Raw genomic sequence first — 21,130 nt, forward strand, 5'->3', positions numbered from 1 at the left:
TCTAAAAAACGGGACTATATGGCACTCAAATTCTTGATCGTTCGATGAAGAGTGGGCCGCAAGGACCCGCTCTTTTTTATTAGCGCGATCACCCCGAATGCCAGAAATCGCAGGGAGCGCACCGCTTGTCGGATCTGACAAACGCAGACAATCAACATGAGCCGCGGCTGATCACCGAGACCGGGCTTGACCAGCGTCTTGCCGACATTATCGAACCTGTCCTCATCGACATCGGTTTCCGTCTCATTCGCGTTCGCATGCTCAACCAAAATGGCATGACGATGCAGGTCATGGCCGAGAAGAACGATGGCACGATGACCGTCGAGGACTGCGAGCAGGTCTCCATGGCGATTTCTCCGGTGCTCGATGTGGAAGATCCGATCGATAAAGAGTATCATCTCGAAGTGTCTTCGCCGGGTATCGACCGCCCTCTGGTGCGGAAATCCGATTTCGTTCGCTGGCAAGGCCACCTCGTGAAGTGCGAAACGTCGATCATGATCGGCAATCGCAAACGCTTCCGCGGCAAGATCGTCGAAGCGGACGCCGACGGGTTTACGATCGAACGCGATCAGGTTGCCTACGGCGAGGAGCAGAAGGTCGTCATTCCCTTCACCGCGCTCAGCGATGCCAAACTCATTCTGACCGACGATCTGATCCGCGATGCATTGCGCGCCGACAAGCTGGCAAAGGCGCAGGCTGCGAACCAGAACGAAGCGGACGACGAAGAATAACCGATCAACGCAAGCTCCAGGGACGGGAACCCGGGTAGTCAAGGACGGAGAAACACAACAATGGCAGTCAGTGCAAACCGGCTCGAACTTCTGCAGATCGCAGATGCAGTGGCGCGCGAAAAGGTCATCGACCGCGAAATCGTGCTTGCCGCGATGGCCGATGCCATCCAGAAGGCAGCGCGTTCCCGTTACGGTACCGAATCCAATATCCGCGCCGACATCAACCCAAAGACCGGCGAAATCCGCCTGCAGCGTCTGCTCGAAGTCGTCGAGAAGGCCGAGGACTATTCTACGCAGATCCCGCTGGAACTGGCCCGCGATCGCAATCCGGACGCCGCCATCGGCGACTTCATTGCCGATCCGCTGCCGCCGATGGATTTCGGCCGTATCGCCGCACAGTCGGCCAAGCAGGTCATCGTCCAGAAGGTGCGTGAAGCCGAGCGTGACCGCCAGTTCGACGAATTCAAGGATCGCGTCGGCGAAATCGTCAACGGTACGGTCAAGCGCGTCGAATATGGCAACGTCATCGTCGATCTCGGCCGTGGTGAAGGCATCATCCGCCGCGACGAAATGATCCCGCGCGAGAATGTCCGCTATGGCGATCGCGTTCGCGCATACGTATATGATGTCCGTCGCGAGCAGCGCGGCCCGCAGATCTTCCTGTCGCGCACGCATCCGCAGTTCATGGTGAAGCTCTTCACCATGGAAGTGCCGGAAATTTATGACGGCATCATCCAGGTGAAGTCGGTTGCCCGCGACCCGGGTTCGCGCGCCAAGATCGCCGTGATCTCGAATGACAGCTCGATCGATCCGGTCGGCGCCTGCGTCGGTATGCGTGGTTCGCGCGTCCAGGCCGTCGTCGGCGAGCTCCAGGGCGAGAAGATCGACATCATTCCCTGGTCGCAGGACCCGGCGACCTTCGTCGTCAATGCCCTGCAGCCGGCGGAAGTCGCAAAGGTCGTTCTCGACGAGGATGCGGAACGCATCGAAGTGGTCGTTCCGGACGAACAGCTTTCGCTCGCCATCGGCCGTCGCGGTCAGAACGTCCGCCTCGCGTCGCAGCTGACGGGCTGGGACATAGACATCATGACGGAAGCCGAAGAGTCCGAGCGCCGTCAGAAGGAATTCAACGAGCGCACCAACCTCTTCATGGACGCGCTGGACGTCGACGAGATGGTCGGCCAGGTTCTGGCTTCGGAAGGATTCGCCGCTGTCGAGGAGCTGGCTTATGTCGATCTCGACGAAATCTCCTCGATCGACGGTTTCGACGAGGACACGGCGCAGGAAATCCAGACCCGCGCCCGCGAATTTCTCGAGAAGCTCGAGGCGGAAATGGACGAGAAGCGCAAGGCTCTCGGCGTTGCCGACGAACTGCGCCAGATCGACGGCATAACCGCCCAGATGATGGTCGCGCTCGGCGAAGACGGCATCAAGACGATCGAGGACTTCGCAGGCTGCGCAGCCGACGATCTCGTCGGCTGGACCGAACGCAAGAATGGCGAAACGAAGAAGTTCGAGGGCCTGTTCTCGAAGTTCGACATTTCGCGCGTCGAAGCCGAACAGATGGTTGTGCAGGCCCGCCTGCTCGCCGGCTGGATCACTGAAGAAGACCTTGCGAAGGACGCGGAGGCTGTCGAAGCCGATGTGACCGAGCAGGACGCATAATGACACTGACGCCGGACACATCTCCTGAGGACGATGATCTTGCAGGTTACGACGTGAACGGCCGCATGTGCATCGCAACACGCGAAAGCGGATCGCCGGATGAGTTGATCCGCTTCGTGGCCGCCCCTGACGGGACGGTGGTGCCGGATCTGAAGCGCACGCTGCCGGGGCGCGGCTGCTGGGTGAAGATTGACCGGTCGCTGGTCGAGAAGGCGGTGGCGAAGAAACTCTTCGCCCGCGCCCTCAAGGCCGATGTCAAGGCAGCCGACGACCTCGCCGAGCGCGTGGAGCGGCTGTTTCTGCAGCAGCTTCTGCAGATGATGAACATGGCGCGCAAGGCGGGCCAGCTCGTCACTGGCTCGGCCAAGGTGGATGCCGCAATACGCAGCGGGGCTGCGCTTGCAGTGTTCCATTCGACGGATGCCGCCGCCGATGGCGTGAGAAAAATAGACCAGGCTCGCAAGGCCTGGCACCTCGGAATGGAAACCGAGGAAGAAATACCTTCCTTCCGTCTCTTCTCGGAGAGCGAAATGGAAGGGGTGATGGGCCAGAATGCTTTTATCCATGCCGCAGTGCTTGCAGGGCAGGCGGGTGAAGGTGTAGTGAAGCGCGCAAAGATGCTCGAACAGTACCGTAACGGCGGTCAGTCCCGGGCACCGGGCGGCGCCGGCCAGCAAAAACAATGATGCGGTCACCGGCGGAAGCCGGCCGTAATATCATTGATCGATTGTATGTGATTGACAGGGTCTGATGGCTTCATCGTTCCCTGTCCGAAGGAACGGGAACGAATGACCGACAGCAACGACGACAAGACAATCAGCGTAACGGGGAAGAAGACCCTCACCCTCAAACCGTCAGGGATGAGCCAGGGTACCGTTCGCCAGGATATGGGTCGCGGTCGCACCAAAGCGGTTGTCGTCGAGACCCGCAAGCGGCGCCCGATGCGCCCTGAAGATGAAAAGCCGATAACGCCTGCTCCGGCTGCCCCGGTGCGCGCGCCCGAACCGGCGCCGGCGCCCGTACAGGCACGCCCGCAGCAGCCGGCTCCGGCTCCGCGCGTGCAACAGCCCGGCGGCCAGAACAATCAGCGCCCACAGCAGGCCAACCAGCGTCCGCAGCAATCCTACCAGCCGCAGCGCCAGCAGGATCGTCCACGCCCCGTGGTTCTGAACCACCTTTCGCCCGAGGAAATGGATGCCCGCCGCCGCGCGCTTGCCGAAGCGCAGGCCCGTGACGCACATGACGCCGTCCGTCGTGCCGAGGAAGAAAAGCGCCGTGCCGTCGAAGAGGCTGCACGTCAGGCTGCAGAGGCGGAAGAAGCCAAGCTGCGCGCCGCCGAAGAGGCTGCACGCCAGGCCGAGGCTGCTGCAGCAGCGGTGGCCGAAGCATCGGCTCCTGCAGCGGAAGTACGTGCTGAAACTCCGCGTCCACAGCAGCCGGCATCCGCACCGGTCGCTCGCCGCCCGGAAACCGCTCCGTCGCCCTCAACCGCCCGGCCTGCGCCGAGCGCGCCGGCAGGCGTCCGTGGTCGCCGTAATGAAGGCGAAGATGAAGACCGTGGCGCTTCGCGCGGCGGTCCGGTCCGCGGCCGCCCGGTTCGTCCGGAGCCCGCAAAGCCTGTGACAACCCGTCCGAAGAGCGAGGAAGAGCGCCGCCGCGGCAAGCTGACCGTGACGACGGCAGACGTCGATGACGACGGCAACGCGCGCGGGCGTTCGCTTTCGGCCATGCGCCGCCGGCAGGAAAAATTCCGCCGCAGCCAGATGCAGGAAACGCGCGAGAAGATCTCCCGCGAAGTCGTTCTGCCCGAAACCATCACCATCCAGGAACTGTCTCAGCGCATGTCGGAACGTGCCGTTGACGTCATCAAGTACCTGATGAAGGAAGGCCAGATGATGAAGCCGGGCGACGTCATCGACGCCGACCTCGCTGAACTCATTGCCGGTGAATTCGGCCATACAGTCAGGCGCGTCTCCGAATCCGACGTCGAACTCGGCATCTTCAACGTATCCGACGACGAGGGCGAACTGGTTTCGCGCCCGCCTGTCGTCACCATCATGGGCCACGTCGACCACGGCAAGACCTCGCTGCTCGACGCAATCCGTCATGCCAACGTGGTCGCCGGCGAAGCCGGTGGCATCACGCAGCATATCGGCGCCTATCAGGTAGAGCAGAACGGCCAGAAGATCACCTTCATCGACACTCCCGGCCACGCAGCCTTCACGGCGATGCGTGCCCGCGGCGCGCAGGCCACTGACATCGCGATCCTGGTGGTCGCGGCTGACGACAGCGTGATGCCGCAGACGATCGAGTCGATCAATCATGCCAAGGCGGCCGGCGTTCCGATCATCGTGGCGATCAACAAGATCGACAAGCACGAGGCCGACCCGCAGAAGGTTCGCAACCAGCTTCTGCAGCACGAAGTCTTTGTCGAATCCATGGGCGGTGAAGTGCTCGACGTCGAAGTTTCGGCCAAGACCGGCAAGAACCTCGACAAGCTGCTTGAGGCGATCCTGCTGCAGGCTGAAATTCTCGACCTCAAGGCCAATCCGAACCGGACGGCAGAAGGTACTGTTATCGAAGCCCAGCTCGACCGCGGTCGCGGCTCGGTGGCGACAGTGCTCGTTCAGAAGGGCACGCTGCGTCCGGGTCAGATCATCGTTGCCGGTGACGTTTGGGGCCGCGTACGCGCCCTCGTGACCGACAAGGGCGACCATGTGAAGGAGGCAGGTCCGGCGACCCCGGTCGAGGTTCTCGGTCTTTCCGGCACGCCGCAGGCAGGCGACAAATTCGCCGTCGTCGAAAGCGAAAGCCGCGCACGCGAAATCTCGGAGTACCGTCAGCGCCTTGCCCGCGACAAGGCGGCTGCCCGCCAGTCGGGACAGCGTGGTTCGCTGGAGCAGATGATGACGCAGTTGCAGAGCACCGGCGTCAAGGAATTCCCGCTGGTCATCAAGGGCGACGTGCAGGGCTCGATCGAAGCGATTGCCGGCGCCCTGGACAAGCTCGGCACCGACGAGGTTCGGGCCCGTATCGTCCATTCGGGCGCAGGCGGCATCACCGAATCCGATATCTCGCTCGCCGAAGCGTCCAGTGCAGCCATCATCGGCTTCAACGTGCGTGCGAATACGCAGGCACGCCAGTTCGCCGAGCGCGAAGGTATCGAGATCCGCTACTACAACATCATCTACGACCTCGTGGATGACGTGAAGGCAGCGATGTCGGGTCTTCTTTCGCCGGAACGGCGCGAGACCTTCCTCGGCAATGCCGAGATCCTGGAGGTGTTCAACATCACCAAGGTCGGCAAGGTCGCAGGTTGCCGCGTCACGGAAGGCAAGGTCGAGCGTGGTGCGGGCGTGCGCCTCATCCGCGACAACGTCGTCATCCACGAAGGCAAGCTCAAGACACTCAAGCGCTTCAAGGATGAAGTCTCCGAAGTGCCGATGGGCCAGGAATGCGGCATGGCCTTCGAGAATTACGAAGACATCCGCGCCGGCGACACGATCGAGTGCTTCCGCGTCGAACATATCACGCGCACGCTCTGATCGGATCACGATTGAAATCTTGGACGGGCGCCGGATCATCCAGTCCGGCGCCCGATCCTTTTGGGATAAAGAACAATGGCAACAAGACCCACATCCTCGGCACCGTCGCAGCGCATGCTGCGCGTCGGCGAGCAGGTTCGCGCAGCAATCACCCAGGTGCTGCAGCGTGGTGAAGTGCGCGACGACATCATCGAGGCGACCGTGATCTCGATCTCGGAAGTGCGCATGTCGCCCGACCTCAAGATCGCGACGGCCTATGTGACGCCGCTCGGCGTTTCCGACCACGCGATCGTCATCAACGCGCTGAACCGTAATGCGAAGTTCATCCGGGGCCGGCTTGGACCGCAGCTCCGGCAGATGAAATACATGCCGGAAGTGCGCTTCCGCGACGACACCAGCTTTGACAATTACAAGAAGATCGACGACCTGCTGCGCTCGCCCGAGGTGAGCCGCGATCTCGACAATGACGACGAATAACAGAAGATACCGATGTCCAGACCTCGCAAACCCAAGGGCCGCCCGATTTCCGGCTGGCTGATCCTCGACAAGCCGGTGGATTTCGGCTCGACGGAAGCCGTTTCCAAGATCAAGTGGCTCTTCAAGGCGCAGAAATGCGGCCATGCCGGCACGCTCGACCCGCTTGCTTCGGGCATGCTGCCGATCGCGCTCGGCGATGCCACCAAGACCGTTCCCTATGTGATGGACGGCCGCAAGATCTACGAATTCACTGTCAGTTGGGGTGAAGAACGGGCGACCGACGACCTCGAGGGAGACGTGACGCAGAGCTCCGAAAAGCGCCCGAACGAGCAGCAAATCCGCGATATCCTGCCGAAATATATCGGCACGATCAGCCAGGTGCCGCCGCAGTTTTCCGCGATCAAAATTGCCGGCGAACGCGCCTATGATCTGGCGCGCGACGGTGAGGCGGTCGAGATCCCCTCACGCGAGGTTGAGGTTCATCGTCTGACGCTTCTCGCCTGCCCGGATGCCAATACGGCGCATTTCGAGGTGGAATGCGGCAAAGGCACGTATGTACGGGCGCTTGCCCGCGATTTCGGCCGTGAGCTCGGCTGCTACGGCCATATTTCCGGCCTGCGCCGCACCTTCGTAGCACCCTTTGCCGAAGAGACGATGGTGCCGCTTGCAAAGCTCACCGCGCTCGAAGAGATCGAGGACATTGATGAACGTCTTGCCGCCCTCGACGCACTCTTGATCGATACCTGCGAGGCGCTGTCGGCCCTGCCGCACCTTGTCGTCAGCGATGATCAGGCGCACCGGCTGAAAATGGGCAACCCTATCCTGGTGCGTGGTCGCGACGCGCCGGTTGCCGAAAGCGAGGCCTATGCCACGGCTCGCGGCAGGCTGATCGCGATCGGCGAGATCGGACAGGGTGAATTCCGGCCGAAGCGCGTCTTCGGCTGACGGTTACACAACCGCGGCAATTGTCAGAAGGCAACGATGCGATATGTTTCCCGACGGGTCATAACGGCCCGTCAAAGGGGAAGAATATGGGCAGAATTGCATTGGGAATACTGACATTCTTTTCGCTGTTTCTCACGGTTTCGACCGCTCAATCTGGCGAGCGCTGGGCCGAACTTCCGGCCTTTCCTCCCATGCCGGAGCCGAAGGCGAGCGGCATGGCTGATGTCAACGATATCAAGATGTATTACGCCGAATATGGCGAGGGCGATCCGATCCTCTTCATCCACGGCGGGCTTGGAAATGCCGATGTCTGGGGCCATCAGGTCGCCGATTTCGCCAAGGATCACCTTGTCATCGTCGCTGACAGCCGCGGGCATGGGCGCTCGACGCGCAGCCAGCAACCCTTCGGCTATGATCTGATGACATCGGATTACGCAGCACTTCTCGACTATCTGAAAATCGGCAAGGTGACGCTGGTCGGCTGGTCGGACGGCGGCATCATCGGCATCGATATGGCGATGAAATATCCGAAGAAACTCACGCGCGTCATCGCCCAGGCGGCAAATGTCACGACCGACGGCGTGAAATCCGACGTCATGAACGACAAGACCTTCAACGACTACATCAATGTCGCTGGCGAATATTACAAGAAGCTGTCGCCGACGCCGAACGAATACGACGCTTTCGTCAAACAAATCTCGGAAATGTGGGCGACACAGCCTTCCTGGACGGCAGCGGATCTCGGAAAGATCACGATACCCGTCACGCTCGCCATCGGCGATCATGACGAGGCCGTGAAGATTGACCATACGGAGATGATGGCGAAGGAAATTCCAGGTGCAAAACTCGTCATCCTGAAGGATGCCAGCCATTTCGCCATGCTGCAGGATCCCCAAGGATACGATGCAATGATCCGGGATGCCATGGCGGGACGCTGAAACCGCTACGGGTGCCCCCCTCTTTCCAACGCTGCTTATTTGGTTTATAGGCAGCGCCAGCATCAGGGTATCCCCGATTGCATTCGCGACCAAGGCTGGACGACATCCCGGCTTTTGGCGACTTAAATTCCTCTCAACGAAAGGATTGTCCGATGTCGATCACTGCTGAGCGCAAGGCTGCGCTGATCAAGGAATATGCGACCGCCGAAGGTGACACCGGTTCGCCGGAAGTACAGGTTGCGATCCTCACCGAGCGCATCAACAACCTGACCGAACACTTCAAGGACCACAAGAAGGATAACCATTCCCGCCGTGGTCTGCTGACGCTCGTTTCCAGCCGCCGCTCGCTTCTTGACTATCTCAAGAAGAAGGACGAAGGCCGCTACACCAAGCTGATCAACGGCCTGGGTATCCGCCGCTAATGATTTTTCGGCGGGCGAAGCACTTCGCCCGCCGAATGTTTTTCGGGAGTACCTCTCCCGGTGACATTTTCCAGGCGCGCGCTATCTGCGTGAACGGAAAGACGGCAGGCCCGGATGGGCCGGTTCTGCCAGACCAATCGTTGACCTGTCATGGGGCAGGATTGCCGGATGCTTTCGGCCAGAGTTTCGCAAGAGCTTTGGCCCGGTTTCCCAAGGGAAATCGTCCGCTCGAAGCTTCCCGTTGTCTTGCCCGTGATGCGTCACACTGATTGTGGTCGACGCTGTGCTGCTCCTCACGGAGACGGCGCGTCGGCTGCATTGAAGGACAAGACATGTTCGATACACATAAAGTAGAAATCGAGTGGGCAGGCCGCCCGCTCAAGCTCGAGACCGGCAAGATCGCCCGTCAGGCTGACGGCGCCGTGCTTGCCACCTATGGCGAAACCGTCGTTCTCGCGACCGTCGTTTCCGCCAAGGCGCCGAAGCCCGGCCAGGACTTCTTCCCGCTGACGGTCAACTATCAGGAAAAGACCTATGCGGCCGGCAAGATCCCCGGCGGATATTTCAAGCGCGAAGGTCGCCCGAGCGAAAACGAAACGCTCGTTTCTCGCCTGATCGACCGCCCGATCCGTCCGCTCTTCCCGGAAGGCTATAAGAACGACACGCAGGTCGTCGTCACCGTCATCCAGCACGACCTCGAGAACGATCCGGACATCCTGTCCATGGTCGCGACCTCCGCTGCGCTGACGCTTTCCGGCATTCCCTTCATGGGCCCGGTCGGCGGCGCGCGCGTCGGCTATATCAACGGCGAATACGTTCTCAATCCGCATCTCGACGAGATGGACGAGTCGACCCTCGACCTCGTCGTTGCCGGTACCTACGACGCCGTTCTGATGGTTGAATCCGAAGCCAAGGAACTGCCGGAAGACGTCATGCTCGGCGCCGTCATGTTCGGCCACAAGGGCTTCCAGCCGGTTCTCGACGCGATCATCAAGCTCGCCGAAGTGGCCGCCAAGGAGCCGCGTGACTTCCAGCCGGAAGACTATTCCGAACTCGAAGGCGAAATGCTGAAGCATTTCGAAGCGGAACTCCGCGAAGCCTACAAGATCACCCAGAAAGCTGACCGTTACGCCGCCGTCGACGCCGTCAAGGCGAAGGTGAAGGCTCATTTCCTGCCGGAAGGCGTCGAAGCCAAGTATACGCCCGAAGAAGTCGGCGCGATCTTCAAGCACCTGCAGGCCAAGATCGTTCGCTGGAACATTCTCGACACCAAGAGCCGCATCGACGGCCGCGATCTGGAAACAGTTCGCCCGATCGTTGCCGAAGTCGGCCTGCTGCCGCGGACGCACGGTTCGGCCCTCTTCACCCGTGGTGAAACCCAGGCCATCGTCGTTGCCACGCTCGGCACCGGCGAAGATGAGCAGTATGTCGATTCCTTGACGGGCATGTACAAGGAAAACTTCATGCTGCACTACAACTTCCCGCCCTACTCGGTCGGTGAGACGGGCCGCATGGGTTCGCCGGGCCGTCGCGAAATCGGCCACGGCAAGCTTGCATGGCGCGCCATCCACCCGATGCTGCCGTCGGCAGAGCAGTTCCCCTACACGCTGCGTGTGGTCTCTGAAATTACCGAATCCAACGGTTCGTCCTCCATGGCAACCGTCTGCGGCACCTCGCTGGCGCTGATGGATGCAGGTGTACCGCTCGCAAAGCCGGTTGCCGGTATCGCCATGGGCCTGATCCTCGAAGGTGATCGCTTCGCAGTCCTCTCCGACATTCTCGGTGATGAAGACCACCTCGGCGACATGGACTTCAAGGTTGCAGGTACCGCTGACGGCATTACCTCGCTGCAGATGGACATCAAGATCGCCGGTATTACCGAAGAGATCATGAAGGTCGCTCTCAGCCAGGCTCAGGGTGGTCGCGCCCACATCCTCGGCGAAATGGCCAAGGCCATCACCGAAAGCCGTGGCCAGCTCGGCGAATTCGCTCCGCGCATCGAAGTCATGAACATTCCGGTCGACAAGATCCGCGAAGTCATCGGCTCCGGCGGCAAGGTCATCCGCGAAATCGTCGAAAAGACCGGCGCGAAGATCAACATCGAGGACGACGGCACCGTCAAGATCGCCTCCTCCTCGGGCAAGGAAATCGAAGCCGCCCGCAAGTGGATCCACTCGATCGTCGCCGAGCCGGAAATTGGCCAGATCTACGAAGGTACTGTTGTCAAGACCGCCGACTTCGGCGCCTTCGTCAACTTCTTCGGCGCCCGTGATGGTCTCGTGCACATCTCGCAGCTTGCTTCCGAGCGCGTCGCGAAGACCCAGGATGTCGTCAAGGAAGGCGACAAGGTCTGGGTCAAGCTGCTCGGCTTCGACGAGCGCGGCAAGGTCCGCCTGTCCATGAAGGTTGTCGACCAGGCCACCGGCCAGGAAATCCCGGCCGCCGAAAAGGGCGACAAGAAGAAGGATGAAGCGGCCGAATAAGCCGCGCCTTCTCCGCTGATATCCGGGCGCGGGACTGTTTCCGCGCCCTTTTTTTGTATTCGACCTTTGCGCAATTGCGGACGAAAACCGCTGCGCAGTTTCCTGGAATTGCTCCAGATGACGGGACCAGATCATGAGCCGCGAGACGCTGAAGACCCTTTTCCACCCCTTTGCCAGCGAAACCGTCACGCCGCCCGGCGAAGGCGAGCGTGTGCTCTTCCTCGGCGCCGAGGCGGGCTTCGCACTGCCCGAGGGCTTTACCGCGTCCCTGGAGGCCGTACAGGGCTTCAAGCCCCTCTACAGGCAGCTTCTGGCGCAGCGCATCGAGGCGAAGCCGGAGATCGACGGTGAAGACTATGATGCAGCGCTGGTGCTCTGCACCAAGCACAAGGGCGAAAACGAAGCCAATATCGCCGCCGCCCTTTCCCGCGTGAAGGCTGGCGGGCTGATCGTCGTCGCCGGCGGCAAGGAGGACGGTATCCAGCCGCTGCGCAAGCGTGTGGAAGGTTTCGGCCTCGATACCGAGCATATGCCGAAATATCATGGTGTCGCCTTCTGGTTCGGCCGGCCGGCCGATGTCAGCGAGATCGTTGCGAAGTTCGGCAAGTCGTCAGTACGTGTCGACGGCCGCTTCATTGCCTCGCCCGGCATGTTCTCGCATGACCGGCTGGACGCCGGTTCGCAGCTTCTCGCCTCGCGACTGCCAACCGATTTTACCGGCGATGCGGCCGATTTCGGCGCCGGCTGGGGCTATCTCTCCATCGAACTGGCGCAGAAGTCTCCAAACCTTGCCCGCCTTGACCTCTACGAGGCCAACCACGAGGCCCTGGAGGCCGCCAAGGCCAATCTGGCGGAGAATTGCCCGGACGCGCCTGTGCGCTTCTTCTGGCACGATCTGGCAGGCGAGCAGGTGCGGGACAAATACGATCTCGTCATCATGAACCCGCCCTTCCATGAGGGCCATGCGGCTGAGCCCTCACTCGGACAGGCGATGATCAAGACGGCGGCCTCTTCGCTGCGCGGCGGCGGGCGGTTGATGCTGGTGGCCAACCGCGGCCTGCCATATGAACCGGTGCTTGCGGAGCATTTCAAGGACAGCGGCGAAACCTGCCGCAATGCCCGTTTCAAGGTGTTGTGGGCCCGAAAATAGATGGACAATAAAAAAGGCGGCCGATGGCCGCCTTTTCTTTTTGAGCCTTGTCCGGCCTTACTCGACGTCTGCCTTGCGCAGCGTCTCCAGTGTCGGCATGGAGGTGATGTTGTAGCCGGCATCCACGAAGTGGATTTCGCCCGTCACGCCCATCGAGAGATCCGAAAGCAGGTACAGTGCCGAGCTGCCGACGTGATCGATGGTGACGGTCTTGCGCAGCGGTGCGTTGCGCTGGTTCCATGACAGGATGGCACGGGCATCGGAAATGCCGGCGCCGGCGAGTGTGCGGATCGGGCCTGCCGAGATAGCGTTGACGCGGATGCCGCGCGGACCGTAATCGGCTGCCAGATAACGCACGGAAGCTTCCAGAGCAGCCTTGGCGACACCCATGACGTTGTAGTTCGGAATGACGCGTGTGGAGCCGTTATAGGTCAGGGTCAGCATGGTGCCGCCATCTTCCATCAACGGCGCACAGCGCTTGGCGATCTCCGTGAAGGAGAAACAGGAGATGACCATGGTACGGCTGAAATTCTCGCGCGTCGTATCGGCGTAGAGGCCCTTCAGCTCGTTCTTGTCGGAAAAGCCGATGGCATGGACGATGAAATCCAGCTTGCCCCAGCGCTCCTTGATCGCTTCAATGACCGTATCGACCGAAGCGATATCTTCCACATCGCAGGGGAGCAGAAAGTCGGAGCCGAGTTCAGCCGCCAGCGGCTTGACGCGCTTGCCAAGTGCATCGCCCTGGAAGGTGAAAGCCAGTTCTGCGCCCTGTGCAGCGAGCGCCTTCGAAATCCCCCAGGCGATCGAATGGTTGTTTGCGACGCCCATGATGAGGCCGCGCTTACCCTGCATGATTCCCGTCATGTTATTGTCCGTTATAGCGCTGGAATACGAGCGTGGCGTTGGTGCCGCCGAAGCCGAAGGAGTTGGAGAGGGCGAGGTCGATCTTCGCATTGTCGATGCGCTTGCGGACGACCGGCACGCCGTCGAATTCCGGATCGAGTTCCTTGATATGTGCGCTTTCGCCGATGAAGCCTTCCTGCATCATCAGCAGGGAATAGATCGATTCCTGCACGCCGGCGGCGCCGAGCGAATGGCCCGTCAGCGACTTGGTGGACTGGATATGCGGCAGCTTGTCGCCGAAGACTTCGCGGATGGCGCCGATTTCCTTGCTGTCGCCCACCGGCGTCGAGGTCCCGTGCGTGTTGATGTAGTCGATATCGCCCTTCACGGTCGCCAGCGCCTGGCGCATGCAGCGCGCAGCACCTTCACCCGAGGGAGCGACCATGTCATAGCCGTCGGAGGTCGCGCCGTAGCCGACGACTTCCGCATAGATCTTGGCGCCGCGCGCCTTGGCATGTTCCAACTCTTCAAGCACGAGGACGCCTGCGCCGCCGGCGATGACGAAGCCATCACGGCTGACATCATAGGCGCGCGAAGCCGATTCCGGCGTGTCGTTATACTTGGAGGACATGGCGCCCATGGCATCGAAGAGGTTCGACATGGTCCAGTCGAGGTCCTCATGGCCGCCGGCAAACATCATGTCCTGCTTGCCCCACTGGATCATTTCGACTGCATTGCCGATGCAGTGCGCTGACGTGGAGCAGGCAGATGAGATGGAATAGTTGACACCATGGATCTTGAACCAGGTGGCAAGCGTTGCGGATGCGGTAGACGACATGGCCTTCGGCACGGCGAAGGGGCCGATGCGCTTCGGACTGTTGTTCTTGACGGTGATCTCGGCGGCTTCGATGAGCGTGCGCGTGGACGGACCGCCGGAGCCCATGATGATGCCGACGCGTTCGTTTTCGCTGTATTCCTTGTCTTCCAAGCCGGAATCGGCGATCGCCTGCTTCATGGCAACATGGTTCCAGGCACCGCCCTGCGAGAGGAAGCGCATGGCGCGGCGATCGACCAGTTCGGCGAGCTTGTCGGCGCCGAGTTTGGGGCTGCCCCAGACTTGGCACTTGAAGCCGTGTTCGGCAAAATCGCTGGAGAAGGAAATACCGGACTTTGCCTGGCGCAGGGATTCGGTGACTTCGGCCGCGTCGTTTCCGATCGAAGACACGACACCTAGACCCGTGACAACTACCCGTCTCATCTGATCAAACCCTTGTTGTTTTCGTGAGCCGCTCGAAATGCGGTTTCAGGCCGTCTTGTCTTTCGAGAGACCGACGCGAAGATCGGTCGCTTGATAAATGGTTTCGCCATCCGCCTTCAGCCAGCCATCGGCAGTGCCGAGCACCAGACGGCCGCGCATGACGCGCTTGAAATCGATACCGTATTCAATCAGCTTCGTGTGCGGACGGACCATGCCCTTGAACTTCACTTCGCCGGTCGAGAGCGCCATGCCGCGGCCCTGTTCACCGAGCCAACCCAGATAGAAGCCGGTCAGCTGCCACATGCCGTCAAGGCCGAGGCAGCCGGGCATGATCGGATTGCCTTCGAAATGGCAGGGGAAATACCAGTCGTCAGGGCGAACATCGTATTCGGCCCGCAGATAGCCCTTGTCGAAGGCACCGCCCGTTTCAGAGATATCCGTGATGCGATGAACCATCAGCATAGGCGGCAAAGGCAGTTGCGCATTGCCAGGCCCGAACAGCTCGCCATGTGCGCAGGCAATAAGTTCTTCATACGAGTAGCTGGACTGTCTGGTCGTCATAAATCTCTGTTTCCCCCCGCGTTCTTGGCGATGGATGTGTGTCTTTAGTCCAAGTTCACGAGAAAATGAAGCGCAAGCATGGCGGCTTCATTTCTTCGTTCCGGACTGGGCCTGAGCCAGTATTTGGTGGTCGCATACAGGAAGGCCAAGGCCGCGACCAGACCTAATTGCGTCAAAAGCCCGTTTTTGCGGCCTTTCGAGGGCTCTTGTCCCCATTGAACTATTGAAAGGCTTTTGCGCAAAAGTTATATCGCTTTGAACAAACATGATTGCTTTTCGCCAGAATAACCGGAGTTGGTGTTAATGACGGGTGAGACCCCGATCGCCATTGAGGTCAGGCTGCGCAGCGCAGGCCTGCGTCCCACCCGCCAGCGCGTCGCGCTTGGCGACCTCCTGTTTGCGAAGGGCGACCGGCACCTGACCGTCGAGGAACTGCACGAGGAAGCGGTTGCCGCCGGCGTGCCGGTGTCGCTCGCGACGGTCTACAACACGTTGCATCAGTTCACAGAGGCCGGTCTGATCCGCGTTCTCGCCGTCGAGAGCGCCAAGACCTATTTCGACACCAATGTCTCCGATCACCATCACTTTTTCGTCGAAGGCGAAAACGAGGTGCTCGATATTCCGATCAGCAATCTGACGATCGCCAATCTGCCGTTGCCGCCCGAGGGCATGGAAATCGCCCATGTCGACGTGGTGATCCGTCTGCGGCAGAAGCAGGGCTGACTTTTACATCACATCGTCAGGATGCCGGCCGGGCCTGTGCTTATAGGTCGGGAACGTCCAGCCGAACCACAGGGCTCCGCCACGCACCGCAAAGGCTGCCGCGACACCGCAGGCCGACGCGATATAGATCTCAGCGCCTAGCGCGTTGGCGCTGGTAAAGACACCGGATCCCACCAGGGCTGCCGTCACGTAGATTTCCGGGCGCAGCAGCACGGATGGTTCGTTTGCCAGGAGATCGCGCAGGATGCCGCCGAAGGTCGCCGTCAGGGCGCCGGTGACAATGGCGATTGTCGGCGAGCCGGTCGCGGCCAGCCCCTTGGCGGCGCCGAGCACGCAATAGGCGGCAAGACCGACCGCATCCAGCCAGATCAGCAGGCGATAGCGCGATTCCAGGAGATGTGCGGTAAAGAAGACGACAATGCCCGCGATGCAGCAGATGACGATATAGAACGGATTCAAAACCCAGAAGACCGGCACGCGGCCGAGAATAATATCACGTACGGTGCCGCCGCCGGTGCCGGTTACGATCGCAAAGAACAGGAAACCGATCAGGTCCAGCTGCTTGCGCGAGGCGGCCAGCGCGCCGGTTGCGGCAAAGAGGGCAATGCCGGCGTAATCGAGATAAACAAGCAATGACATCAAGGCCTCCAAACCGGCGGAACGAGGCACACTGAATCATCGCGGCAAGGGCGGCGCAAGGCGGCGCACTCAGAATGGAAGGCCAGAGAGCCTTTATCCATAAGAGGAAAGCCGTGAAGACGCTGTTGCCCGTACTCCTGAACGTCGTTTTGCTGCTGGTTATGCCAGTCGCGGCCTTCGCACAGCAATCGCTGATCTCTGACCCGGAGATCTACGAGAAGAAGCATTTCCAGGAGCAATGCACGGAAGCATCCTTCGGTGAGGGCTTCCTCACCCGCCAGGATATCAACAATGACGGGCTGATGGACGCGGTCGTCAACGAGGGCGAACTCACCTGCGACGGCCAGAAGGGTCCGCAATGCAACGAAGACGGCTGCACCTATAATTTTTATCTGCAGGTGGCCGAAGGCGGCTACTTCATGATCGCGACCGCGCAGATCTATGGCTACGACTTCGTCCAGCGTTTCGGCAATATGGTGCTCGCCATGAAAATGAACCCGCGATTCTGCGACCGCACCGGCGGCGATCCTTGCGTCGTCACTACCCGCGTGCGGGGTACGAAATTCGTCACCATCTCCAAGAAATAGGCCTCAGTTCGGAAAGAACGCCGAGGTGCGGCCGGCGAGGCCGTACCATTCGCGAAGGCATCCCCAACGGGGCGGTTATCTGGCACGCGCCGAATGCGGGCCGGAGGTTCCGATCTTTTGATTGAACCGACGCTGCAGTGGGCGGGGAATAAACAGGGCCACAATCGCCAGCGCCATCGCGAAGACAGAGACCAGCCACAGCGCCTGCGCGCCCGCAAGACGTGTCATGAGGGCTCCGCTGACAGCACCGAGCACCATGCCACCCCATGGCACGATCTGGATAGTCCAGTCGAGGCGCCGGTCGCCGATGATCCAGCGGCCTATGCCGCGGCCGAAGCGCGACAGCGCGCCGGTGACATAGGTCAGGCCGATCGGTAGCCCTTCTATATGCTCGACCGCCGCATTCACCATGCCCATTGCGAGAACGATCATATAGAAACGTGTCATCAACAGATCCCGCAGCGTCATCATAGAGGCTAGTGCCAGCATGAGGCTGACGCAGCAGAGCACCACGAAGATGCGCCGGTCGGCCCGGTGCGCGACGACGATGCCGGCGGCATTGCCGAGCACGAAGACGATGATGGCCGACACAAGCACGGCAGCATGCCTGACATCACCGCTGCTCAGCGCCAGTGCCGCCCGTGTCGTATTGCCCGTCATGAAGGATACGAAGTCGCCGGTCAGAAGCAGGCCGGTCGCATCCGTCATTCCCGCAAGAAAGGAAATCGAGCCGACCAGCGCGAGACCGGTCGCGGTCCTGCGGGTTCTGATGATGCGGCGGCGTCTTGCTCGTGTCATGGTTCGGGTCCGGGAAGCGTCGAATCGGCTGACCTCGACGACCAATATATGAACCTGCTTTCAGCCGTCAGCAAAGCAGCAACTGAGCAATCACTGAAGAATGTCAGTTATGCTGACCTGAAGTACTTACAGAACCGCGTTTGGAGAGATTTGGTGGAGCTAAGCGGGATCGAACCGCTGACCTCTTGCATGCCATGCAAGCGCTCTCCCAGCTGAGCTATAGCCCCATCAGGGTGGTCCGGCTTGCGCCGGTCCTGGGATACTCCGGAGGGCGTTTCCTCTGGAGTGGCGGCTTATTACTTGCGGTTTTCGCAGATAGCAAGCCTAAAAAATTCGGCCCGGAAAATTTTTGTCATCCGGGCCGATATTCGTCGGATCAGACTTCGTCTTCGTCGCCGGTGACGCCGATGATGTCGCTCATGTCGTCATCTTCGTCATCTTCATCGGCTTCAAGGAAGGTATCGTCGTCATCGCCTTCGATTTCGACATCGTCATCGCCCATATCGGGGATGTCGTCGCCGCCGGAATTGTCATCGGCGTCCTCGAGCGAAACCAGTTCGACTTCGGTGTTTTCGGTATCGACTTCTGCGACCTCATCCTCGTCCTGAACTTCAGCGGCTGCCGAGGTTTCCTGGAAGAAGGACAGGGGGTAGGACTTGCCCGTGTAAGGAGAAACGATCGGATCCCGGTTCAGGTCGTAGAACTTCTTGCCGGTTTCCGGATCAGTGCGCTTGGTACCAAGTTCCGCTTTCGCCACTATAAGCCTCGTGAGAATGGCCGAATGCGAAGATTCGGCAAATGCCGTCAAACCGGCGTTCTATTCGGAATTTATAAGCCGGTCCCCTTAATCGCTACGGCTTCCCGTGTCAAAGCTAAACTTCACAGGGCGCTTCAGGCTTTTGCCCGGCATGCCGGATGACCTCCCGGCAAGTTTGTGCTAACCAGCAGCGATTGCCGCAAGGCCAACCGGGAAAACATACCGGCAGCGCGCTTTGAGCGGCGCGAATATATTGCCTTTGCAAGGGATTAACCCATGTCGCAGGGTTCCGCATCGAAGCCGGCCATCGCCCGCAAATCGTCTGGGCTTTCCGGAACCGTCCGTATTCCCGGTGACAAGTCGATCTCACATCGCGCGCTGATACTCGGCGGGCTGGCATCGGGGGAAACGCGCATTTTCGGACTCCTCAAAGGCGAGGATGTGCTCAATACCGGCAAGGTGATGCAGGCCATGGGTGCCGTGATCCGCAAGGATGGCGGCGCGTGGATCATCAACGGAACAGGCAACGGCGCATTGCTTGCCCCAGAGGTTTCGCTCGATTTTGGCAATTCTGGTACCGGCGTACGCCTGACCATGGGCCTTGCAGGCGTCTATGATTTCGACACGGTCTTCACCGGCGATGCCTCGCTCTCCCAACGGCCGATGGGCCGCGTGCTCGATCCGTTGCGCCGCATGGGTGTGCAGGTGAAGGCAGTGGAAGGCGACCGCCTGCCTGTCATATTGCGCGGGCCGGAAACGCCGGCCCCGATCCGTTACACCCTGTCCGTCGCCTCGGCGCAGGTAAAATCGGCGGTACTGCTGGCCGGTCTCAATGTACCGGGTGTGACGACGGTTATCGAGCCGGCGATAACGCGTGACCATACGGAAAAGATGCTGGCTGGTTTCGGCGCAGAACTATCAGTCAAGACCGACAAGCACGGCACCCGGACGATCCAGCTGCAGGGCCGCGGCAGACTGACCGGCCAGATCATCGACGTGCCCGGCGACCCCTCTTCCGCCGCCTTCCCACTCGTCGCGGCTTTGCTCGTACCAGGCTCGGACATCACCATTTCCAATGTGCTGATGAGCCCGACGAGAACCGGGCTGATCCTGACGCTGCAGGAAATGGACGCCGATATCGAGATCCTCAATCGACGACTTGCGGGCGGTGAGGATGTCGCGGATCTGCGCGTGCGCCACTCAGAACTAACGGGCGTCACCGTGCCGGCGGAGCGGGCACCCTCAATGATCGATGAGTATCCGGTTCTTGCCGTCGCCGCCGCCTTTGCCAAGGGCCGGACGGTGATGAACGGCCTGCAGGAGCTGCGGTTCAAGGAGTCGGACCGGCTCTCAGCCATCGCGCAAGGGTTGAAGCTCAACGGGGTCGAATGCGAAGAAGGCCAGGACTGGCTTTCCGTCACCGGCCGGCCTGACGGCAAGGGGTTCGGCAATGCTGCAGGCGAACGGGTCGTCACGCATCTCGACCATCGTATCGCCATGAGCTTCCTTGTCATGGGGCTGGCTTCGGAACATCCTGTCGGCATCGATGACAGCAGTATGATTACGACCAGCTTTCCGCAGTTCATGGATCTGATGGAGAGCCTCGGGGCGAAGATCGAGCAGGCTTGATATGTACCGGCCATCGCATTTCCGCGAAGACGATCTCAATGTGCAGCATGCGCTGATCCGTACGCATCCACTTGGCCTGCTGATCACGGCAGGTGCGCCGGAGGACTTCATCCGTGCACAGCTCAAAGGTATCATCGGTGTCGAAATCGAAATCGCCGCGATCGAGGGGCAAGTGGAAAGTAAGCCAGAATCGGCCGGTCGCCGACCGCGAGGGTGTTGCCAAGGGCCTCGACGAGATGGCAGAGCGAGCCGAAATGCAGGAATTGGTGCGCCGTTACGGCGGCCTCAGCACGGAATGACTTCATGACCGGCAGCTTCATCATCGCCATCGACGGCCCTGCCGCGGCAGGCAAAGGCACGCTTTCGCGAGGGATCGCCGAGCAATACGGCTTCCATCATCTTGATACCGGCCTCACCTATCGGGCGACGGCCAAGGCGCTCATCGATGCCGGCCTGCCGCTCGACGACGAGACGGTCGCCGAAAAGATGGCACGCGAGGTTGAACTCGCCGGTCTGGATCGCGATATATTGTCGAGACATGAGATCGGCGAAGCCGCCTCGAAGATTGCTGTCATGCCGGCGGTTCGCCGGGCGCTGGTCGAGGCGCAGCGGCGGTTTTCCGAGAAAGCGCCGGGGACAGTTCTCGACGGGCGCGATATCGGCACCGTCGTCTGCCCCGACGCACCAGTGAAACTCTATGTGACGGCCTCGCCGGAAGTGCGTGCAAAACGCCGCTACGACGAGATTATCGGCAAGGGTGGTACAGCAGATTTCGATGCGATTTTCGACGACGTCAAACGACGTGACGATCGCGATATGAACCGGGCGGACAGCCCGATGAAACCGGCAGTCGATGCGCACTTGCTTGACACGTCGGAAATGAGTATAGAGGCCGCGTTTCAAGCTGCTCAGTCGATTATCGACGCTGCCTTGAACCGAAATGCCTAAATCAAGCGGTTTTCCGCGCTTCGTGCGCGGG

At 60.6% G+C, this 21,130-nt stretch carries 20 protein-coding genes, 1 tRNA gene and 1 pseudogene; 15 read left to right on the plus strand and 7 right to left on the minus strand.

The window, feature by feature from the left end:
- The first annotated feature begins 125 nt into the window (after positions 1 to 125).
- The 10 genes from rimP (at position 126) to H4W29_RS08930 (ending at position 12,356) form a co-directional block, all read left to right on the plus strand.
- Positions 126 to 731 carry a ribosome maturation factor RimP gene (rimP, locus tag H4W29_RS08885; protein WP_192728602.1) on the plus strand — a complete coding sequence of 202 codons (606 nt, stop codon included), beginning with the start codon at positions 126 to 128 and terminating at the stop codon, positions 729 to 731.
- Between the two features lie 60 nt (positions 732 to 791).
- Positions 792 to 2,396, plus strand: a complete 1,605-nt coding sequence (gene nusA / locus H4W29_RS08890; protein ID WP_192728603.1) for a transcription termination factor NusA — start codon at positions 792 to 794, stop codon at positions 2,394 to 2,396.
- Entirely contained in the window at positions 2,396 to 3,082 is a 687-nt protein-coding gene (locus tag H4W29_RS08895) for an RNA-binding protein (protein ID WP_192728604.1), read from the plus strand. Before nusA ends, H4W29_RS08895 begins: the two co-directional genes overlap by 1 nt.
- Positions 3,083 to 3,184: 102 nt before the next feature.
- Positions 3,185 to 5,941: a translation initiation factor IF-2 gene (infB, locus tag H4W29_RS08900; protein ID WP_192728605.1), complete on the plus strand. Its 2,757-nt coding sequence runs from the start codon at positions 3,185 to 3,187 to the stop codon at positions 5,939 to 5,941.
- A gap of 75 nt (positions 5,942 to 6,016) precedes the next feature.
- A complete protein-coding gene (gene rbfA / locus H4W29_RS08905; protein ID WP_192728606.1) occupies positions 6,017 to 6,418 on the plus strand; it encodes a 30S ribosome-binding factor RbfA in 402 nt (133 codons plus the stop codon).
- 12 nt (positions 6,419 to 6,430) lie between these two features.
- Positions 6,431 to 7,363: a tRNA pseudouridine(55) synthase TruB gene (gene truB, locus H4W29_RS08910; protein WP_192728607.1), complete on the plus strand. Its 933-nt coding sequence runs from the start codon at positions 6,431 to 6,433 to the stop codon at positions 7,361 to 7,363.
- A gap of 86 nt (positions 7,364 to 7,449) precedes the next feature.
- Positions 7,450 to 8,301, plus strand: coding sequence for an alpha/beta fold hydrolase (locus tag H4W29_RS08915; protein ID WP_192728608.1), 852 nt, complete (start codon positions 7,450 to 7,452; stop codon positions 8,299 to 8,301).
- 152 nt (positions 8,302 to 8,453) lie between these two features.
- On the plus strand, positions 8,454 to 8,723 hold the full coding sequence (gene rpsO / locus H4W29_RS08920; protein WP_183745507.1) for a 30S ribosomal protein S15: 270 nt from the start codon (positions 8,454 to 8,456) through the stop codon (positions 8,721 to 8,723).
- 332 nt (positions 8,724 to 9,055) lie between these two features.
- Positions 9,056 to 11,206: a polyribonucleotide nucleotidyltransferase gene (gene pnp / locus H4W29_RS08925; protein ID WP_192728609.1), complete on the plus strand. Its 2,151-nt coding sequence runs from the start codon at positions 9,056 to 9,058 to the stop codon at positions 11,204 to 11,206.
- 133 nt (positions 11,207 to 11,339) lie between these two features.
- Entirely contained in the window at positions 11,340 to 12,356 is a 1,017-nt protein-coding gene (locus tag H4W29_RS08930; RefSeq protein WP_192728610.1) for a class I SAM-dependent methyltransferase, read from the plus strand.
- A 57-nt stretch (positions 12,357 to 12,413) separates the two neighbouring features.
- Here the strand turns inward: H4W29_RS08930 and fabI are convergent, their stop codons facing one another.
- From fabI to fabA, 3 genes are read right to left on the minus strand one after another with little or no spacing between them, the layout of a single operon-like run.
- Positions 12,414 to 13,220, minus strand: a complete 807-nt coding sequence (gene fabI / locus H4W29_RS08935) for an enoyl-ACP reductase FabI (RefSeq protein ID WP_192728611.1) — start codon at positions 13,218 to 13,220, stop codon at positions 12,414 to 12,416.
- 1 nt (position 13,221) lies between these two features.
- Positions 13,222 to 14,457 (minus strand): beta-ketoacyl-ACP synthase I, encoded by a 1,236-nt coding sequence (fabB, locus tag H4W29_RS08940; protein WP_192728612.1) that lies wholly within the window; start codon positions 14,455 to 14,457, stop codon positions 13,222 to 13,224.
- 45 nt (positions 14,458 to 14,502) lie between these two features.
- Positions 14,503 to 15,018, minus strand: coding sequence for a 3-hydroxyacyl-[acyl-carrier-protein] dehydratase FabA (gene fabA, locus H4W29_RS08945; protein ID WP_007814145.1), 516 nt, complete (start codon positions 15,016 to 15,018; stop codon positions 14,503 to 14,505).
- A gap of 303 nt (positions 15,019 to 15,321) precedes the next feature.
- Here fabA and irrA point away from each other — a divergent pair, with 303 nt between their 5' ends.
- The gene (gene irrA, locus H4W29_RS08950; protein ID WP_192728613.1) at positions 15,322 to 15,741 is read left to right on the plus strand and encodes an iron response transcriptional regulator IrrA; all 420 of its coding nucleotides are present in this window, start codon (positions 15,322 to 15,324) and stop codon (positions 15,739 to 15,741) included.
- Between the two features lie 3 nt (positions 15,742 to 15,744).
- Here the strand turns inward: irrA and H4W29_RS08955 are convergent, their stop codons facing one another.
- A complete protein-coding gene (locus H4W29_RS08955; RefSeq protein ID WP_192728614.1) occupies positions 15,745 to 16,380 on the minus strand; it encodes a trimeric intracellular cation channel family protein in 636 nt (211 codons plus the stop codon).
- Between the two features lie 113 nt (positions 16,381 to 16,493).
- Here H4W29_RS08955 and H4W29_RS08960 point away from each other — a divergent pair, with 113 nt between their 5' ends.
- A complete protein-coding gene (locus tag H4W29_RS08960; protein WP_192728615.1) occupies positions 16,494 to 16,967 on the plus strand; it encodes a hypothetical protein in 474 nt (157 codons plus the stop codon).
- Between the two features lie 75 nt (positions 16,968 to 17,042).
- Here H4W29_RS08960 and H4W29_RS08965 read toward each other — a convergent pair whose 3' ends face one another.
- From H4W29_RS08965 to H4W29_RS08975, 3 genes are all read right to left on the minus strand, one after another.
- On the minus strand, positions 17,043 to 17,765 hold the full coding sequence (locus H4W29_RS08965; protein WP_192728616.1) for a YoaK family protein: 723 nt from the start codon (positions 17,763 to 17,765) through the stop codon (positions 17,043 to 17,045).
- A 151-nt stretch (positions 17,766 to 17,916) separates the two neighbouring features.
- Positions 17,917 to 17,992: transfer RNA gene (locus H4W29_RS08970), tRNA-Ala, on the minus strand.
- 149 nt (positions 17,993 to 18,141) lie between these two features.
- Complete coding sequence (locus H4W29_RS08975) at positions 18,142 to 18,522, minus strand: TIGR02300 family protein (RefSeq protein WP_192728617.1); 381 nt, start codon at positions 18,520 to 18,522, stop codon at positions 18,142 to 18,144.
- A 276-nt stretch (positions 18,523 to 18,798) separates the two neighbouring features.
- Between H4W29_RS08975 and aroA the strand changes: the two genes are divergently transcribed.
- The 3 genes and pseudogenes from aroA (at position 18,799) to cmk (ending at position 21,099) form a co-directional block, all read left to right on the plus strand.
- Complete coding sequence (gene aroA / locus H4W29_RS08980; protein ID WP_192728618.1) at positions 18,799 to 20,151, plus strand: 3-phosphoshikimate 1-carboxyvinyltransferase; 1,353 nt, start codon at positions 18,799 to 18,801, stop codon at positions 20,149 to 20,151.
- 1 nt (position 20,152) lies between these two features.
- Positions 20,153 to 20,450, plus strand: a pseudogene (locus tag H4W29_RS08985) (FMN-binding negative transcriptional regulator).
- A gap of 4 nt (positions 20,451 to 20,454) precedes the next feature.
- Positions 20,455 to 21,099: a (d)CMP kinase gene (gene cmk / locus H4W29_RS08990; protein ID WP_192728619.1), complete on the plus strand. Its 645-nt coding sequence runs from the start codon at positions 20,455 to 20,457 to the stop codon at positions 21,097 to 21,099.
- The last annotated feature ends 31 nt before the right edge of the window (positions 21,100 to 21,130 follow it).

Source organism: Rhizobium viscosum (assembly GCF_014873945.1).
Lineage (GTDB): Bacteria > Pseudomonadota > Alphaproteobacteria > Rhizobiales > Rhizobiaceae > Rhizobium > Rhizobium viscosum.